Origin of the sequence: Neorhizobium sp. S3-V5DH (assembly GCF_004343065.1) — a bacterium.
GTDB lineage: Bacteria > Pseudomonadota > Alphaproteobacteria > Rhizobiales > Rhizobiaceae > Neorhizobium > Neorhizobium huautlense.
The window spans coordinates 286,922-304,531 of sequence record NZ_SMCL01000005.1 but is presented as its reverse complement, the minus strand read 5'-3'; the positions used below and the strand labels follow the sequence as shown (position 1 = coordinate 304,531).

The window sequence follows — 17,610 nt, the reverse complement described above, 5'->3', positions numbered from 1 at the left end:
CGGCCCAGCCGGCCGGATCGGGGGCTGATCATCAGAGCCAGTGTCGCGCTTCTAACTGGATAACAGCGTCGCAGCCCTATTCAGCTTTGACATTGCATGCAGCCGCAAAGTTAAAGTGTCCTGATCCTGCAAAGTTAGAATGTCACTCTCCCCTCATTATGGTTAGTGCAAACCGCCCACCCCAAGGAGCCGGTCGACAGCATCATGATTCGCGGAAAGCTCTTGCGGGGTACCAGCCCAGGCCAGTCTGCCTCGCTCGAGAATAATCACCCTGTCGGCAAAATCGAGGGCGCTTTGGATGCGCTGCTCGACCAGCAGGATGGTCATGTCACCGGTCTTGGCCAGTTCGGCAAAGGCCGCCATCAGTTCTTCGCAGATGACCGGTGCCAGCCCTTCCAGAGGCTCGTCGAGAAGCAGGACCGACGGGCGACCAAGGATGCTTCGCGCGGTCGTCAGCATCTGCTGTTCACCACCGGAAAGCTGATTGCCGAGGTTGCGCCGGCGTTCCTTCAGGCGCGGAAACATCTGGTAGGCTTCCTCAAGCGCTGCCTTGGGCCGATCCTTGAGGCCGACGAAGAGGTTTTCCTCCACCGTCAGAGTCGGGAAGATGCAGCGCGCCTGCGGCACGTAGCCTAGCCCTTTGAGAGCGCGTGAAGCGCTTGGCGCGGTGGTAATGTCGGCGTCGCCGAGGCGGACGCTACCCTCATAACGTTTTGTCTGGCCGGCGAGTGAGGCAAGCAGCGTCGTCTTTCCCATGCCGTTTCGACCAAGCACAGCGAGCCGCTCGCCTGCAGTCACCAAGAAGGATATGCCCTCCAGAACCCTGGTCGGCCCGTATCCCGCGGAAAGGTTCTCAACTTCAAGCGACGTGGCTGGCATTGGCATAATTTCCGAGATAGGCCTCGCGAACGCGGGCATCTTTGGTGACATCGGCTGGCAGGCCGTCGAAGATCACGGTGCCGGCGGCCAGCACAATCACCCGCTTGGCGAACCGGAAGACGAGATCCATGTCGTGCTCGATCATCAGCACGGCCAAGTCCTGCGGCAGATCGGCGAGCGCCTGCTCGATTAAGCCCGTATCACTTTGCGGCACGCCGGCTGCAGGCTCATCGAGCAGCAAAACCTTCGGCTTCAGCGCCAAGGCAACCGCGATTTCCAGAAGCCGCTGCTGGCCGTAGGCGATTTCGCGCACTTTGCGATGGGCTAGCTCCGCCAGGCCGAGTTTTTCCAGCAGTTCGGAGACTTCCGACATCACCTCTCTCATGTTGAGGAAGCAGCCGAACAGGCGACCGGCGCGGCCATCTCTCTGCAGGACCGCAAGCCCCACATGCTCGGCCGGCGTCATGTCCTGGAAGAGCCGCGTGACCTGGAACGAACGGACAAGACCGCGACGCACCCGGCCAATTGCATGGCACCTGGTAACGGCCTCTCCACCGAGGCGAACCTCGCCGGAACTCGGCGGCAGGTTGCCGGTCACGAGGTTGACGAAGGTTGTTTTGCCGGCGCCGTTCGGCCCAATCAGGGCGACCCGGTCGCCCGGCTCCATGGAAAGCGACACGTCGTTGGTAACGACAAGACCGCCGAACGACCGCTTGAGATTGGCAACTTCGAAAACGGCGCTCATCGGTTCACCTCCCCGCGGCGGGTAAAGTACGCGGCTGCGGTTCCGTAGATGCCCTTCGGAGCAAACAGCACGACCGAGATCAGGAGCGCGCCGACCATGGTGAGCCAATGGAAGGGGTTGGCAGCCGATACATAGTCTTCGAACAGCATGAAGATCAGCGTGCCAGCAAGCGCACCGAACAGGGATCCCGTCCCGCCTAGCACCAGCATGACCAGGGCCTCGGCCGATTGGGTAAAGGATAGCGCATCGAGCGCGACAACCTGCGTCGAGATCGCACTGAGTGCGCCCCCTGTGCCCGCAACTGCACCTGATATCACATACATTTTGGCAAGTGCTGCATTCGGCGAGGCGCCCATGGCACGAATGCGCAAGGGGTCTTCTTTGATGCCGCGACACAACATGCCGAACGGAGAGCGGACCACAAGGCGCAGAAGGACGAAGGCGATCAGCAGCAGTGCGACGCCGAAGAAGTAAGCGGTATGGCCAAAAAGGTCGAACTCATACACGCCGAAAACGGGATCCGGCATTATACCTGAAAGGCCGTCGCTGCCGCCCGTCCAGGAGGATGTCTTGTTGGCAAGTTCGTGAAACAGGTAGATCAGCGCGATCGACAACACGAGCTGTGGCAAACCATGGGCACGCAACATGATAACAGCACAGAGAAGACCCGCAACGGCGCCGGCTACGATGCCGCCGAGCGTCATCAACAGCGGGTCGTTGATGCCATAGTGCGCTGAAAGAATGCCAGCGGCATAGGCACCGGAACCGAAGAGCGCGGCATGGCCGAGCGTCGCAACGCCGCAATACCCTGTCACTAGATCGAGCGCGAGAACAAGCAAGGCGACTGAAAGAATACGGGTCAGCAGCGCGAGATTGTCTGGGAAAAGGATGTAACCCGCCGCGGCAAACACGGCGATCACCGCAACGCCCATTAGATCGCGCCTGAAGGAGCCGCCCCGCGGCCGGCCGAGTGTGGTCGGATTATTCACGGTCAATGTCATGTTACCCAGTTCGCCTCACTTCATGCGTCCAGCAAGACCGCGTGGAAATATGCAGATGATTGCGATCACCGCGAGATAAAAGAAGAACTCGCCGAATTCCGGCATTAGGTAGCGCCCCGTTGTGTCGATTGCCCCGAGCAGGAGGCAGGCAATCATCGCGCCAGGTATAGACCCCGCCCCTCCAACCGAGACGACGACAAGGAAAGTGACCATATAGCGGAGCGCGTAATATGGCTCGACCGGCAGCAGCTCGGCACCCACCACGCCACCGAAGGCGGCAAGCCCGACGGCAACCGCAAAGCTGATCGCATAAACGATTTCGGTCCGCACGCCGAGTGCCGCTGCCATGGCGGCATTGTCCACCGAAGCGCGCAGCTTCACGCCGAAACTGGTCTTCTCGATCGCGAACCAAAGGCCAAGCGCGACTGCTAGGCCACAGATGATGGCAAACAATCGGTGGATGGAAATCGTGCGAAAGCCGAGATCTACCGATCCCCGTAGCGGCTCGGCAAGCGGAATCGTCTTCAGCGTGGGCCCCATCGCATAATTTGCTATACCGATGATGCAGAAGGTGATGCCGATGGTCATCAACACCTGAGTCAGTTCTGGCTGGCCATAAATGCGGCGATAAAGAAGCCGCTCGATCGGGATGGCGATGATGATGGTGATGAAGACGGCAGCGATCACCGCGACGGCATAATCAAGTCCCAGATCGCGCGCCACGTAAGAGGCGATGTAGCCGCCGATCATCGCGAAGGCGCCATGCGCCAGATTGACGACGCGCATCAGGCCCATGGTGACCGAAAGACCGATCGATATGACGAACAGCACCATGCCATAGGCAAGCGCGTCGATGGCAATACTCAACACTGTCTGCATCAAAATGTCCTGTCCGGAGACGGCGGGCCACGGTAAGCCCGCCGAGGTTCGGAATTCTTTCGTACCTCTACTTCGCCGCGGCGAGCCCCGGATCGCCCTGCTTCTCAAAGGTCTGGGTTTCCTTGTTGATGTAGGTCCCGTCGCTGCCTTTGACGACTTCGCGCAAATAGATGTTCTGCGTGATGTGACGACTTTCCGGATCGATGGAAACCGGGCCGCGCGGGCTCGCCCAGGAGAGGCCCTTTACCGCTTCCACCGCCTTCTCGGCATCCTGTTTACCGCCCGTCGCCTCGATCATCTTATAGATCACATGCATGCCGTCATAAGCGCCGACGGCCGGGAAGGATAGTTCCGCCTTGTTGCCGATCGCCCTGGCCGCTGCATCGACGAACGTCTTGTTTTCCGGAGAATCGTGCGAGACGGCGTAGTGGAACGTCGTCTGAATACCGAGCGCCGCATCACCAAGCGCGGGCAAATCCGATTCCTGCGTCAGGTCGCCGGGCGCGAAAAACTTAATACCGGCCATCTTCAGGCCGTTGTCGTGGTAGGCCTTGACGAAGCCGAGCGTCGTCGGACCGGACGGCAGGAATGCGAAAACCCCCTGGGCACCGGAATCCTTGATGCGCTGCATGATCGGGCTGAAGTCGTTAGTCGCCAGTGGTAGGCGAATCGACTCGACCACTTCGCCACCAGCCTTTGCGAAGCCTGTCTTGAAGGCATTTTCCGCATCGATGCCCGGACCATAGTCGCTGACCACCGAGATCACCTTCTTCACGCCGGCATCGAACGCTACCTTCGCGATCGGCGTGGAAGTCTGCCAGGTGGTGAACGAGGTACGCACGACAAGCGGACTGGTTTTCATGATCGCCGAGGTGGCCGCGTTCATGATGACCATCGGCACGTTGCCCTGTTTCAGGATCGGCGTAACAGCCATCGCGTCGGGGGTGAAGTAGAAGCCGGCGAGATATTTGACCTTTTCCTTTACGATCAGTTCCTGGCCGAGCGCCTTGGATTGCGCCGGATCGGCGGCCGGGATGTCTCGGTAGATGATCTCGATGGTGTCGCTGCCTACCTTGTTGCCGTTGAGCGCCATATAGGCGTCGATGCCGGCCTTGAAGTTCTTGCCCTGCAGTGCGAACGGACCTGAGAACGGGCCGACGACGCCGACCTTGATGACGTCGGCATAAGCCGTGCTGCTCAAGGCCAAAGCGGCAAATGCGCAGAGAATGGTCTTGTTCATGTTTATTCCTCCCTTTCAAGCGGTACGGGTGTTTTTAGCCCGTGCACCGGTTTCAAATTCAAAGCGCCATGCTTCCGCCGATGTATTTATCTCCATGAAGCCAACTCGGGGAACTCAGAACGGCAAGCCCACGTAGTTCTCCGCAAGCGCCGTGGAAGCGGCCAGCGAATGAGTGAGATAATCAAGCTCGGCCTCCTGAATCTTCTGATCGAAGTCGCCCGTGTCGGGAAAGCGATGCATCATCGTCGTCATCCACCAGGAGAAGCGAACGGCCTTCCACACACGGGCAAGCGCCCTTTCCGAATAGACATCAAGACCGGTTTCGGAGCGGTCGTGATAGTACTCCCGCAGCCCACTGAACAGGTAATGCACGTCACTCGCGGCGAGGTTCAGCCCCTTGGCCCCTGTCGGCGGCACGATATGCGCTGCGTCTCCGACAAGAAACATGCGGCCGAAGCGCATTGGTTCGGCCACGAAGGAGCGCAGCGGCGCTATCGATTTCTCGAAGGACGGTGCAGTGATCAGCGCCTCGGCGTGGTGCGCAGGCAAGCGGCGGCGGAGTTCGTCCCAGAAGCGCTGGTCGCTCCAGTCCTCGATCTTCTCGTCAAGCGCACATTGAATGTAGTAGCGGCTGCGCGTCATCGACCGCATCGAACATAGGGCGAAACCGCGCGGATGGTTGGCATAGATCAACTCGTGACTGACGGGCGCAACTTCAGCCAGGATGCCGAGCCAGCCGAACGGATAGACCTTTTCGAAGATGCGGATCGCATTGTCCGGCACCGCCTTGCGGCTCGCGCCATGAAAACCGTCGCAACCGGCGATGAAATCGCAGTCGATGCGTTGGGTCCTGCCGTTTTTTTCGTAGGTGACATAAGGCGCGGCGCCACCAAAGTCGTGCGGCTGCACGTTGCCCGCCTCATAAACGGTCACGGCGCCGCTCCTCTCGCGTCCGTCCATCAGGTCGCGCGTCAACTCGGTCTGGCCGTAAACCATGACGCGCTTGCCGCCGGTCAGGCCGTAGAGATCTATGCGGTGGTCGCGCCCATCGAAGGCAAGCGAGAACCCGTCATGCGGCAGGCCTTCGGCATGCATGCGGCTACCCGAATTCGCCTGGTCGAGAAGCGCGACCGTGCTTTCCTCGAGCACACCGGCACGTACGCGCCCAAGGATGTAGTCCTTGCTGACCCGGTCGAGAATGATGTTGTCTATGCCCGCTCCGGTCAGAAGCTCGCCAAGCAAGAGACCTGATGGTCCCGAACCGATAATGGCCACCTGCGTCCTCAAGCGCATCCTCCCATGCGTTTTTGCCTTTTGACAAATTCTGCTCGGCTTCCGCGTCGGCAGCAATGGACTTTCAAGCCGAAAACTTGCACAAAATGAACATTGCCGGCGGAGGTAACGAATGAACAGGCAAATCCCGACCTACCAGCTTTACGGCGAAGAAAGCGGTAAGGATCCGGACTTCTGGGTGCATTGCGAAACGATCAGATCCCGAAGCAGCCGGCATCAATGGGAAATCCGGTTGCATCGGCACGAGTCTTTCTTTCAGATATTGTACATCGAGGCGGGATCGGGCGATGCCATCTTCGGCCGCAAAAGCTTTCCCATTCATCCGCCGTCGATCATTACCGTTCCGCCAGGTCTGAACCACGGTTTCCGGTTCTCCCGCGACATCGAGGGGCTGGTGATCACCATCCTTGCCTCTCACCTGAGCCATGCTCCCGGCGAGCGCGGCCGCTATGGCGAATGGCTGGCATCGCCGCATCTGACGACGCTCGATCCACGGGATCTCGATGCAGCTTACCTGATGCAGACGCTAAAACGGATCGGTGCGGAATTCGAACACCGCGCTAGCGGCCGCAATGAGCTCATGTCGTCCTACATAACGCTTTCCCTCAGGCTGACCGCCCGGATTTCCCATAAGGACAATGCGAGCCAACTTCCTGCAGAAGAAGGCGAAAAGCGCATGGAGCTGTTGAGCAGTCTCATTCATCAGCATTTCCGCTCGCACAAGCCGGCGTCTTTTTATGCCGGCGAACTCGGCATATCTCTCACGCATCTCAATCGTGTCGTGCGTTCGGCGACGGGATCCACGGTCCATGATTTGATCAGCGCGAAACTGCTCGAGGAATCAAAGCGCGAACTCGTCTTTTCTCTCGCTTCAGTCCAGGAAATCGCCCTCCGTCTCGGTTTTAACGACCCGGCTTACTTTTCGCGGTTCTTCTTCAGGCAAACCGGCGAGACACCGCGCGCCTGGCGCATGAAGGAGAAGACGCTGCTCGATGGACGGTAACAGGAGACGGCGGCCTGGGGTTGATGCCGCCGTCCGATTGCTCAGGCGACGTCCGGCAGGCCACCGATCAGCTTGTCGAGCGTGATTGGATAATGTCTAACTCTGATGCCTGTGGCGTTGTAGATGGCGTTGGCGATCGCGGCGGAGACCCCACAAAGTCCGAGTTCGCCGACGCCTTTTGCTTTCATTGGTGATGACATCGGGTCGGTCTCGTCCATGAAGATCACCTCCTGGTGAGGGATATCTGCATGAACGGGGACCTCGTAGCCGGCAAGGTCGTGGTTGACGAAGAAACCGGATCGCGTATCCACCGCAAGCTCCTCGGACAAGGCCCCGCCGACGCCCATGGTCATAGCGCCGATAACTTGGCTGCGTGCTGTGATCGGGTTGAGGATGCGCCCCGCGGCACACACCGCCAGCATGCGGCGGATGCGGCTCTCGCCCGTTGCGACGTCGACGCCTACTTCCACGAAATGCGCTCCGAAGGTCGATTGCTGATGCGTCTTGGAAAGGTCTCCCCACTGAATTGTGTCTTCGCCCACAAGACCGTCCGATCCCGCCGCCTCGGCGAGCCGCACCGCGCGGTTGCCCGACCGGACCTCGCCGTTTTCGAAGACGACATCGTCGGAGTTAAAGCCGAGTTTCTGGGCGATGGCCTCGCGGAGCTTGACGCAGGCGGCATAGACACCGGCAGTGGAGCAATTGCCGCCAAACTGTCCGCCAGAGCCCGCAGACACAGGAAAGCGGGAATCGCCGAGATGGACCGCAACCTTTTCTATGGGCAGCCCCAGCATCTCGGCCGCAGTCTGGGCAATGATCGTATAGCTGCCGGTTCCAATATCGGTCATATCGGTTTCGACGGTCACGATGCCTTCGCGATCGAGCCGCACCCGGGCGCCGGATGGAATGAGCAGGTTGTTGCGAAAGGCTGCCGCAACTCCCAATCCGATCAGCCAGTTGCCATCCCGCCTCGCCCCCGGGCGCCCACGCTGCCTCCAGCCGAAACGTTCCGCACCGACCTCAAGACAGCCGATTAGGTTGCGATGGGAAAATGGACGTTCGGGATTTTCCGGGTCGACCTGCGTGTCGTTGAGGATACGGAACTGCACGGGATCCATGTCGAGCTTTTCAGCGATCTCGTCGATGGCAATTTCAAGCGCCATCAGACCGGGCGCCTCGCCCGGAGCGCGCATGGCGTTGCCCTCCGCAAGATCGAGCGTGGCCAGCCGCATCGCCGTCATGCGGTGCGCTCCGGCATAGAGCAGACGGGTCTGGTTGACGGCGGTCTCCAGGCCACCGCCGGGAAGATCGCCCGACCAGCTCTCGTGCGCAATCGCGGCAATCCTGCCGTCCCGGCCGGCACCGATGCGAATGCGCTGGATCGTGGCCGGGCGATGGGTCGTGTTGTTTGCCATCAGCGGTCGCGGGAGAGCGACCTTGACCGGCCGCCCCGCAGCCTTTGCCCCGAACGCAGCGAGCACTGCATCCGCCCTCAGAAACAGCTTTCCGCCAAAACCGCCGCCGATGAACGGTGACATGAGATGGAGCTTTTCCTTGTCGATCCCAAGTGTCGTCGCCAGGTCGGAGCGCCACCAGTCGATCATCTGGCTTGATGTCCAGACGGTCAGCTTGTCGCCGTTCCAGGCCGCGATGGACGCATGCGGCTCCATCATGCAATGCGACTGATCAGGTGTCGTGTAGGTTTCATCCAAGGTCACAGGGGCGGAGGCGAATGCCGCATCGAAGTCTCCGACTGCCGTATCCGGTGGGGCCTCGCCTGGTTTGGCTGCCGGCTCAACCGCCGAAACCTTCGCCTTTTCCAGGTCGAAGGCGCCCTTCTCCACGACATAGTCGACCCTTACCAATGCGGCGGCGGCGCGCGCCTGCTCGAAGGTCTGCGCAACGACGACCGCAATCGCTTGATGATAATGCTGGACCCTGTCGCCGCCAAAGAGTTTGGCAGTGTTGAACTGGCCTTTCTTCAATTCGCCGACGTCGAGCGTCGTCACAACGGCAAGCACGCCGGGCGCCTTCTTTGCGGCGGACACGTCGATAGACTTGATCCGCCCCTTGGCGATGGCAGCGCCGACGGGATAGCCGTAAGCATACGGCGTGTTCGGATCATGCCATTCATAGGCGTACATGGCCCGGCCGGTGGTCTTGAGCTGGCCGTCGATGCGATGGATCGGCCGGCCGACAACCTTGAGCTGGTCGATCGGATTGGTGGCTGCTGGTGTATCGAACTGCATGGCTCATCCTCTGGCTTCGGCAATGACCGCGCCGAGCGTGCGCTCAACCAGGTCCAGCTTGAAACGGTTGTGGTCTGTAGGTCGGGCGTCCGAAAGAAGGACGCCAGCGGCAGCACGGGCACCTTTCGGCAGCTCGGCTTCGGCCGCCTCGACCCGCCAGGGTTTGTGGGCCACACCTCCGACCGCGACACGTCCGGTTCCGTCAGGTTGGATAACAGCGCCTACGGAAACGAGAGCGAAGGCGTAGGAGGCCCGGTCGCGGACTTTGCGATAGAGTTGTCGCCCCCCGATTGGCGGCGGCAGCACGACGGCGGTAATAATCTCTCCGCGTTCGAGAACCGTCTCGATGTGCGGGGTATCGCCCGGCAGGCGGTGGAAGTCGGCGATCGGGATGGCGCGGCGGCTGCCGTCTGCTTTTACGGTTTCCACGACGGCATCCAGCGCCCGCATCGCAATGGCCATGTCGCTCGGATTGGTCGCGATGCAGGCCTCGCTCGTGCCGATGACCGCATGCTGACGGGTGAAGCCGCCGATTGCGGAGCAGCCGCTGCCGGGCTGACGCTTGTTGCACGGCTGATTGGTGTCATAAAAGTAGGGACAACGCGTGCGCTGCAGGAGATTGCCGGCCGTGCTGGCCTTGTTGCGGAGCTGCCCGGAGGCACCGGCCAGGAGCGCGCGGGACAGAAGGCCGTAGTCGCGCCGGACGATGCCATGGCCGGCCAGATCCGTATTGCGGACAAGAGCTCCGATGCGCAGCCCTCCTTCCGGCGTGGGTTCGATCTGGTCCAGGCCCAGGCCGTTCACGTCGATCAGATGCGTGGGCGTCTCGATTTCGAGCTTCATGAGGTCGAGCAGGTTTGTGCCGCCGGCAATGAACTTTGCGTCGGGGTTGGAGGCGGCCGCCTTGGCCGCTGCCTCGACGGAGGAGGCGCGTTCGTAGGTGAAGGCTCTCATGCTTTTGTCCCCGCGACTTCCGTGATGGCGTCAACGATGTTGGAATAGGCGCCGCAACGACAGATGTTGCCGCTCATCCGCTCGCGGATCTCCGCAGGCGTGAGCTGTACCTGTGTCGTAAGGTCGCCGGTAACGTGACTCGGGATGTTCGCCTTGATCTCCTCGAGCACCGCCACCGAGGAACAAATTTGCCCCGGCGTGCAATAGCCGCACTGGAAGCTGTCGTGCTTCACGAAGGCCGCCTGCATGGGATGAAGATTTCCAGGCTCTCCGAGGCCTTCTATCGTCGTGATCTGCTCGCCCTCGTGCATCACCGCCAATGTCAGGCACGAATTGATGCGGCGACCGGCTACCAAGACGGTGCAGGCGCCGCACTGGCCATGGTCACAGCCCTTTTTGGTTCCCGTGAGATGCAAGTGCTCGCGCAGCACGTCGAGCAGCGTGACTCTGTTGTCGACGTCAAGATCACGTATCTCGCCGTTGATCGTGAAGGATATTTTGGTCGTGTAGGTCATCGCGTTTCCTGGTGACTGTGCCGCCGCCTCCGCGGCGACTCCGCTGACCGCGACGGTGGCGGCCGACGAGATAAGTAAATCTCGGCGGGAGATTTCAAGTTGGGTGAGGCTTTGCATGTCCAGCTCCATTTCGATGGTGAGGATCATGAGGGCTCGAAGGCCCGCAGAATTGCTTGAGCATCGACGCCGTTGGGAAAGTAGAGGACGAGAATGGAGGGATTAGGGGCGCGTTATCGCTTGCGGCTATCGATTTGACCCATAAATGTAGGGGCGAGCGAGCACTCGCCGGATCAATTCTCTTCGCTTCAGGCCTGATTCATGGACAACGGCTATAGACCCCTATGTCGTCATATGACTATCGGTTCAGGCCGCGGATAGCAGAGGCCTGACCGCAGGCAGAAAAATACAACCTGGCCTCGACACGCGCCCGTAACTCATATTATGTCTTATAATGTTGATCCGTCAGGGAGAGCCTCAACGTGTATCTCGGAACACAAGTCGCAGCGCGGGATGACGACGACTACAGAGTATGGGCGCAGCTTGGTGTGAACCATATTTCCGCCGATCCGCCGGGGCCGCCTTCGAGCTGGATACTTGACGATCTCGAACGCCATCGTGATCACGTGGAAAGCTTCGGGCTTGTCCTCGATATGATCCAGCTTCCCCTGCCCTCGCAGCCGATCGAGAAGGCTACCTATCCCGATATTCTACTTGCCGGCCCTGACCGCGACCGCCAGATCGATGCGGTTTGCCGCATGATTGAGAACTGCGCCAAGGCGGGAATTCCTGCCGTCAAATATAACCTCAATCTGATCGGTATTCCGCGTACCGAACTGGAGCGGGGCCGCGGTGGTTCGTTGAACGAAGCGTTCCGCTGGGACAAAACCGACCAGCAAGCCGCGCCCGGCCTCGCCGGCCTGCTCCCGGAAGACGAAAACTGGGAGCGCATCGACTATTTCCTGGAGCGCGTCGTGCCTGTGGCGGAGAGCAATCGCGTCCGCCTGGCCTGCCATCCGCACGATCCCTATACGCCACCGGGCTATAGGGGCGTTACCCGGGTGCTAGGCACCGTTGAAGGCCTCAAGAAGTTCGTCCTGATGCGCGAAAGCCCCTATCACGGATTGAATTTCTGCCAGGGTTCGATCGGCGAGATGCTCGACAATCCGCGCGAGGAGATAGACGATATCATCCGATGGTTTGGAAGCCGCGGCAAAATCTTCAACCTGCATTTCCGAAATATCCGCGGCGGCAAGCTGTCGTTCATGGAAACCTTCCCGGAAGAAGGCGACATGGACATGGTCCGCTCCTTGAAGGTGTATCAGGAGGTGGGATACCGGTATATGGTTATGCCCGACCATGTGCCACGCATCGACGGCCGCGATCCGACCGGGGTAGCCTTCGCCTTTTGTTACGGCTACATCGCCGCATTGCTCGAAGCGTTTGGAGCGGACACGACGAAGATCGCCTGACCGGCGCCCCCCCGACTATTTCCTCGGCATGCCCTCGGGCCGCATCTGTTTTTTGAGCGCTGCGATGCGGAAGATTGCGTTTGGGGCGCCGTAGCCTTTGTAGCCGCGCCGTTCGACGATCTCGAAGAAGAAGCCCTCGCCATAGGTCGTGCTGTAGAGCTGGAAATATTCGCCGTTGTCGTCGCGGTCGTAGAGGATGTTGTCGGCCTTCAGCCTTTCGGTGAGCGCCGGGTCGAGCCCGAAGCGGGCCTCCACGTCGCCGTAATAGTTGGGCGAGATGGCAAGCGGCCGAAAGCCGTTCTGCTTGAGTGCCTCGGCGGTTTTGAAGATGTCGCCGGTCGCAAAGGCCAGATGCTGGATGCCGGAGCCGAATGTCTCGGCGATGAAATGGCCGGCGAGCGTGCGGCGGTTTTCCGCCCCGTTCAGGGTGATCCTCAGCGTGCCGGAGGCGTTTTCCACCACCTGGCTGCGCACCACGCCGGCCGGATCGATGATGTCGACCATCGGCGTCTTCTGCATCTCGAAGATCGCCGTGTAGAACAGAAGCCAGGTCGGCATTTCCTCATAAGCGACCGTCTGGGCGATGTGGTCGACATGGGTAAGATGCGCCGGCACCACGGCCTCAGCCTCTGGCTCTGTCCCGTCCCCTGTTCTTGTCCCGGCCCCTGCCCCGGCCTCGTCGCCGACGGGGATAAAGTCGATCTCGGAAAAGCCGCCGGCTTCGCCTCTGTCGTCGAGCAGGTAGATCAGCCCGCCGCCGACGCCGCGGATCGCCGGGATCTCCACCTCGCCGGGGCCGACCGCCTGGATGAACGGTTCGGCACCCAGCGCCACGGCACGCGCAAGTGCTGCCTGCGCATCGTCGACGACAAGCGCCGTCGCATAGGCCGAGGTGCCGTGCACCGCAAACGAGGCGCTGGCAAAACCCCTGTCCTCGGTATTGACGAGAAGCCGGATGCCGCCCTGCTGAAACAGCGCGACCTTCTTCGTCCTGTGGATGCCGGTCTTTCGAAAGCCGAGCGTCTTCAGGATTGCCACGAGATCGGCGGCATCCTTCTCGTCGGCGGAAAATTCCACGAAACCGACGCTCCTGACCTTTGCCCGGTCCGGCATCGCCGGCACCGAAAGGCTTGCCGCACCGGGGCTGCTGCGGCGCACCCGGTCGCCGAGATAGATCAGCGAGCGGTAGCCGTCGGCGGCAATCGCCCGGGCCTGTCCGCCGCGGAACTGGTCGTTGAAGATCTCCAGCGAGAAATAGCCGTCATAACCGGTTTCGGCGACGGCGGCGGTAAACTCCCTCACCGGAAGATCGCCCTCGCCCGGCATGTTGCGGAAATGCCTCGACCAGTAGAGCAGGTCCATGTCGATCAGCGGCGCATCGGCGAGCTGCACGATGAAGATCTTGTCCTTCGGGATCGAGCGGATCGAATTGATGTCGATCTTCTTCGACAGGGTGTGGAAACTGTCGAGGATGAGGCCGATATTTGGATGATCGGCGCGCCGGACGATCTCCCAGGCGTCGCGGTGGTCGCTGATATGCCGGCCCCAGGCGAGCGCCTCGTAGCCGACCTTCAGGCCGCGGGCGGCCGCCCGCTCGCCGAGCTCATGGAAATCGGCTGCCGCCCGCTCGATGCCGCCAAGCGACACCGGCGAGACATTCGAGCAGACCAAGAGAAGATCGGTGCCGAGCTCCTGCATGACGTCGAACTTGCGCTCGGCCCGGTCGAAGGTGCGCCCCCGCAACGGTTCCGGCATGCCCTCGAAATCGCGGAACGGCTGGAACAGGGTGATCTCAAGCCCGAAATCGCGCACCATCTTCCCGACATCCGCAGGCGACCCGTCAAAGGCCAGAAAGTCGTTCTCGAAGATCTCAACCCCGTCAAACCCGGCTCTCGCAATCGCCTCAAGCTTTTCCGGCAACTCACCGCTGATCGATACCGTCGCTATCGAGGTCTTCATTCGATGCACCTCCCTTTGCGCGTTCAGGCCGACGATAGCGACGTCTAAGGTCAAACCGCGTGCTCCGCCTCGACATGGCCGCCGAGGAAAAGCTGACCGACACGCGGATCGGCAAGCAGGTTCGAAGCCGTGTCGTGCATTCGCGTCTGGCCAAGCTCGAGGACAAGCCCGTCGTCCGACATGGCAAGAGCGGCCTTGGCGTTTTGCTCCACCATCAGGATGGTGACCCCCTGGTCGCGCAGCCGGATCAGCGTCTGGAACACTTCCTGGACAAGGTTCGGCGACAGCCCGATCGAAGGTTCGTCGATCAGGATCAGCTTCGGATCGAGAAGCAGCGCACGCGCCACTTCGAGCTGCTTCTGCTGCCCGCCCGACAGTTCGATCGCCTTGCGGTTCCTGAATTGGCGCAACATCGGGAACTGGTCCATCACCGTTTCGATGCGCTCGCGCACCTTCGCCTGATCCGGGGCGGTAATGCCGCCAAGTTCCAGATTATGGTAGACGGACAGTTGCGGCACGACGTTGCGGCCTTGCGGGACATAGGTGACGCCCTGCGAGATCATCTGCCTCGGCGTCTGGCGCGTCACATCCTTGCCGTCCAGAAGAATCTGGCCGGAATGAATGTTGAGCAAACCGAAGATCGCCTTGAAAACCGTCGACTTTCCGGCTCCGTTCGGTCCGATCACCGTGGTGATGGAGGCCTTCGGTATGGAGAAAGACACGCCGTTGAGGATGGTTATCTTGCCGTAGCCACCATAGACATTTTTGAGCTCGAGCATCTTCAACCTCCGAGATAGGCGTCAATGACGGACTGGTTCGCCCTGATTTCCTCGGGCTTGCCTTCCGCGATGATGCCGCCTTCCGCCAATACGATGATGCGGGTGCACAGGCTCATGACGAACTCCATATTGTGCTCGATAACGACAAAGGTCGTACCGTGCTCGGCATTGTAGGCGGTAAGACGCTCCTTCAGATTGGCGAGCATCGTCAGGTTGACGCCGCCTGCGGGTTCATCAAGCAGCACGAGGCTCGGTCCGGCCATGAAGGCCATGGCCGCATCCACCAGTTTCTGCTGACCGTAGGAAAGTGAGCCGGCCAGGGTGTCGCGCAGATGCGTCAGGCGGAAGAAGGATATCAGCCGTTCCGCCTCGTTCGTCAGTCCGGCGTCGCCCGGACCGAAGAGCCGCGACAGCATGGTGCCGTGATGCTCCTGGCCTGCCAGGATGATGTTGTCCAGCACCGTCATCTTCGGGAAGACGGAGAGCTGCTGGAAGGTGCGGCCGACGCCGAGCCTGTTGAGGTCCGAGGCACGCATGCCCGAGACATTCTGGCCGTTGACCTCGACTTCTCCCGCCTCCGGCCGCAGCTGGCCGAGAATGCAGTTGAAGAGTGTCGACTTGCCGGAGCCGTTAGGGCCGATCAGCCCCAGAATTTCGCCCTTGCGGACGTCGAACGAGACCCCGCGGACGGCGCGGATGCCGCCGAAGCTTTTCTCGATATTGCGGACGGAAAGAACAGGTACGCTCATTTCAGGCGCGCTCCTTCGCTCATATCGGCACGGACCTGCTGTCGCGGCCAGAACCTCTCGCGGATACGCCCCCATACGCCGATCAGGCCCGTCGGCACGAAGACCAGCATCACGATCACCAGGGCGGAATAGATGATCAAGTAGTAACCCTCGGTGAACCGCAGGATTTCGGGCAGCAGGATGACGACGCCGGCGCCGAGGAAGGGGCCGAAGAAATAGCCGGCACCGCCAACCACGACCATCAGCAGGATGCGCAGCGAATGGGCGAGCCCGAAGGATCCCGGCTCGATGAACTGCACGAGCGGCGTGATCAGCGCGCCGGCCAGCCCACCATAGACCGAGCCGATGGCGAAGGCGAGGAGCGTGATGCGGCGCGTATCGACGCCGAGACTTTCCGCCCGGATGGGATTTTCACGCAACGCCTTGAAAGCACGACCCCAGGGGGAGCGGACGATGCCCCACATAGCAAGAGCTGCAAGCACGGTTATTCCCAAGGTGAAGTAGTAGAAGTGCAACTGCTTCATGGTCTTGAAGAGGCCGAAGTCCGGCCTTGGCATTCCGACGAGGCCGTAGCTACCCCCCGTCAGCCAGTCTTCGTTGCGCAACACCAGGAAGACCAGCGTATTGAATGCCAAGGTTACGAAGGCGAGGAAATGGCCCTTCACCCGAAGCGCGGGGTAACCCAGGAGAAGCCCGACCACGAAGCAGGCTGTCAGTCCGAGCGGCATGGCGAGCATCCAGTGCCAGCCCGAAAGCGTCAGCAGCGCGGTCGTGTACGCGCCGATTGCCATGAACGAAGCCTGCGCCAGGGAGATCTGCCCCGCATAGCCGAGCGTCAGATTGAGCCCCATCGCGGCAATCGCAAAGATCAGCCACGATGTCAGCACGTAGACGATGTAGTTGCCCTGCCCCAGCGGCGCGAGAACGGCGAGAGCCAGAAGCGCGAGGAGAGAGATCTTTCGGATATGAGTGTTCATTAGACGGTCCTCCCCTCCGAGGTTCCCAGGATGCCCTGCGGCCTGACGAGGATGATGACGATCAGGAGAACCAGAGGCAGCGCGGCGCGGTATTGCGCGGTGACATAGGCCGCGGTGAGATTGTCCAGAACGCCGATGAGCAGGCCGCCGGCGATCGCACCGCGGATCTGGTTGAAGCCGCCGACGATTGCGGCGATGAAGGCGATGAGGCCGAGCGTTTCGCCATTCGAGAACTTGGCAAGATAGACCGGCGTGATGAGGAACGAGGCGAGCGCGGCAAGCGCGGCGTTGATCAGGAAAGTGTAGAGGATCATTCGCTTGACGTTAACGCCGAGGATCTCGGCAACCGCCGGGTTCTGCGCCGTCGCCTGCATGCACCGTCCGGTGCGGGTGCGGTTGAGGAACAATGTCAGCAGCACGACGATCCCGAGCGAGATCACGAGGTTGAAGACGTCCTGGAGCGAAAGGACGGCGCCGAACACATTGACGGGCTCACCTGGAAACAGGGACGGGAAGGGTTGCGCCTCGGCCGAATAGAATTCCTTGACGCTTTCCTTGAGCAAGATGCCGAGCGCCATGGTCGCAATGATGAGGGTGATACCCCCATGCGGCAGGATCGGCTCGACGATCATCTTCTTGAACAGGATACCGAGCACGGCGATCGAAATCGCCAGGCCGAAAATAAGGGCAATCCATAACGGCATGCCGAAGACACTCATGCCGATGAGGACGAAGAAAGCCGGAAGCATCACAAATTCGCCCTGAGCGAAATTCACCGTCTGGGCAGCCTGCCAAACCAGCGTGAAACCGATTGCGACAAGCGCGTAGATCGAGCCGGTCGCGAGACCGGACAGCAAGACCTGCAAGAACTGGGACATTGGACGTCTCTTTCGACGATGGCCGCGGCAGCCAGGCCGCC

Annotated in this window: 16 protein-coding genes; 2 read left to right on the top strand and 14 right to left on the bottom strand. The window is 60.8% G+C overall.

All coding sequences use genetic code 11. From position 1 onward, the window contains the following. Window positions 1–162 precede the first annotated feature (162 nt). From EDE09_RS11315 to pobA, 6 genes are all read right to left on the bottom strand, one after another. Complete coding sequence (locus EDE09_RS11315) at window positions 163–879, bottom strand: ABC transporter ATP-binding protein (RefSeq protein WP_112803645.1); 717 nt, start codon at window positions 877–879, stop codon at window positions 163–165. Beyond that, window positions 860–1,624, bottom strand: a complete 765-nt coding sequence (locus EDE09_RS11310) for an ABC transporter ATP-binding protein (RefSeq protein WP_132410415.1) — start codon at window positions 1,622–1,624, stop codon at window positions 860–862. Before EDE09_RS11310 ends, EDE09_RS11315 begins: the two co-directional genes overlap by 20 nt. Then, entirely contained in the window at window positions 1,621–2,625 is a 1,005-nt protein-coding gene (locus tag EDE09_RS11305; protein WP_112803641.1) for a branched-chain amino acid ABC transporter permease, read from the bottom strand. The genes EDE09_RS11310 and EDE09_RS11305 overlap by 4 nt, the downstream gene beginning before the upstream one ends. A gap of 15 nt (window positions 2,626–2,640) precedes the next feature. Then, window positions 2,641–3,504 (bottom strand): branched-chain amino acid ABC transporter permease, encoded by an 864-nt coding sequence (locus EDE09_RS11300; protein ID WP_112803639.1) that lies wholly within the window; start codon window positions 3,502–3,504, stop codon window positions 2,641–2,643. Window positions 3,505–3,571: 67 nt separating this feature from the next. Further along, the gene (locus tag EDE09_RS11295) at window positions 3,572–4,744 is read right to left on the bottom strand and encodes an ABC transporter substrate-binding protein (RefSeq protein WP_132410413.1); all 1,173 of its coding nucleotides are present in this window, start codon (window positions 4,742–4,744) and stop codon (window positions 3,572–3,574) included. Window positions 4,745–4,858: 114 nt separating this feature from the next. Next, window positions 4,859–6,031, bottom strand: a complete 1,173-nt coding sequence (gene pobA / locus EDE09_RS11290; RefSeq protein WP_112803635.1) for a 4-hydroxybenzoate 3-monooxygenase — start codon at window positions 6,029–6,031, stop codon at window positions 4,859–4,861. A gap of 118 nt (window positions 6,032–6,149) precedes the next feature. Between pobA and EDE09_RS11285 the strand changes: the two genes are divergently transcribed. Then, on the top strand, window positions 6,150–7,040 hold the full coding sequence (locus tag EDE09_RS11285; protein ID WP_112803633.1) for a helix-turn-helix domain-containing protein: 891 nt from the start codon (window positions 6,150–6,152) through the stop codon (window positions 7,038–7,040). 41 nt (window positions 7,041–7,081) lie between these two features. On the opposite strand, the gene paoC is transcribed toward EDE09_RS11285, so the two are convergent. Genes paoC through paoA form a run of 3 tightly spaced genes read right to left on the bottom strand, consistent with a single transcriptional unit; the run spans window position 7,082 to window position 10,887 of the window. Then, complete coding sequence (gene paoC / locus EDE09_RS11280) at window positions 7,082–9,289, bottom strand: aldehyde oxidoreductase molybdenum-binding subunit PaoC (protein ID WP_112803631.1); 2,208 nt, start codon at window positions 9,287–9,289, stop codon at window positions 7,082–7,084. A 3-nt stretch (window positions 9,290–9,292) separates the two neighbouring features. Continuing rightward, on the bottom strand, window positions 9,293–10,243 hold the full coding sequence (locus EDE09_RS11275; protein ID WP_112803629.1) for a xanthine dehydrogenase family protein subunit M: 951 nt from the start codon (window positions 10,241–10,243) through the stop codon (window positions 9,293–9,295). Next, a complete protein-coding gene (gene paoA / locus EDE09_RS11270) occupies window positions 10,240–10,887 on the bottom strand; it encodes an aldehyde dehydrogenase iron-sulfur subunit PaoA (RefSeq protein ID WP_112803647.1) in 648 nt (215 codons plus the stop codon). Before paoA ends, EDE09_RS11275 begins: the two co-directional genes overlap by 4 nt. Before the next feature lie 350 nt (window positions 10,888–11,237). Between paoA and EDE09_RS11265 the strand changes: the two genes are divergently transcribed. After that, the gene (locus tag EDE09_RS11265) at window positions 11,238–12,227 is read left to right on the top strand and encodes a mannonate dehydratase (protein ID WP_132410411.1); all 990 of its coding nucleotides are present in this window, start codon (window positions 11,238–11,240) and stop codon (window positions 12,225–12,227) included. Between the two features lie 15 nt (window positions 12,228–12,242). On the opposite strand, the gene EDE09_RS11260 is transcribed toward EDE09_RS11265, so the two are convergent. The 5 genes from EDE09_RS11260 to EDE09_RS11240 are packed head-to-tail and all read right to left on the bottom strand — an operon-like array spanning window position 12,243 to window position 17,569. After that, entirely contained in the window at window positions 12,243–14,186 is a 1,944-nt protein-coding gene (locus EDE09_RS11260) for a sugar phosphate isomerase/epimerase and 4-hydroxyphenylpyruvate domain-containing protein (protein ID WP_132410409.1), read from the bottom strand. Window positions 14,187–14,236: 50 nt separating this feature from the next. Then, window positions 14,237–14,965, bottom strand: coding sequence for an ABC transporter ATP-binding protein (locus EDE09_RS11255; RefSeq protein WP_112797982.1), 729 nt, complete (start codon window positions 14,963–14,965; stop codon window positions 14,237–14,239). 2 nt (window positions 14,966–14,967) lie between these two features. After that, on the bottom strand, window positions 14,968–15,714 hold the full coding sequence (locus EDE09_RS11250; RefSeq protein ID WP_112797980.1) for an ABC transporter ATP-binding protein: 747 nt from the start codon (window positions 15,712–15,714) through the stop codon (window positions 14,968–14,970). Then, window positions 15,711–16,691: a branched-chain amino acid ABC transporter permease gene (locus EDE09_RS11245; protein WP_112797978.1), complete on the bottom strand. Its 981-nt coding sequence runs from the start codon at window positions 16,689–16,691 to the stop codon at window positions 15,711–15,713. The genes EDE09_RS11250 and EDE09_RS11245 overlap by 4 nt, the downstream gene beginning before the upstream one ends. After that, on the bottom strand, window positions 16,691–17,569 hold the full coding sequence (locus EDE09_RS11240; RefSeq protein WP_112797976.1) for a branched-chain amino acid ABC transporter permease: 879 nt from the start codon (window positions 17,567–17,569) through the stop codon (window positions 16,691–16,693). The genes EDE09_RS11245 and EDE09_RS11240 overlap by 1 nt, the downstream gene beginning before the upstream one ends. Between the last annotated feature and the right edge of the window lie 41 nt (window positions 17,570–17,610).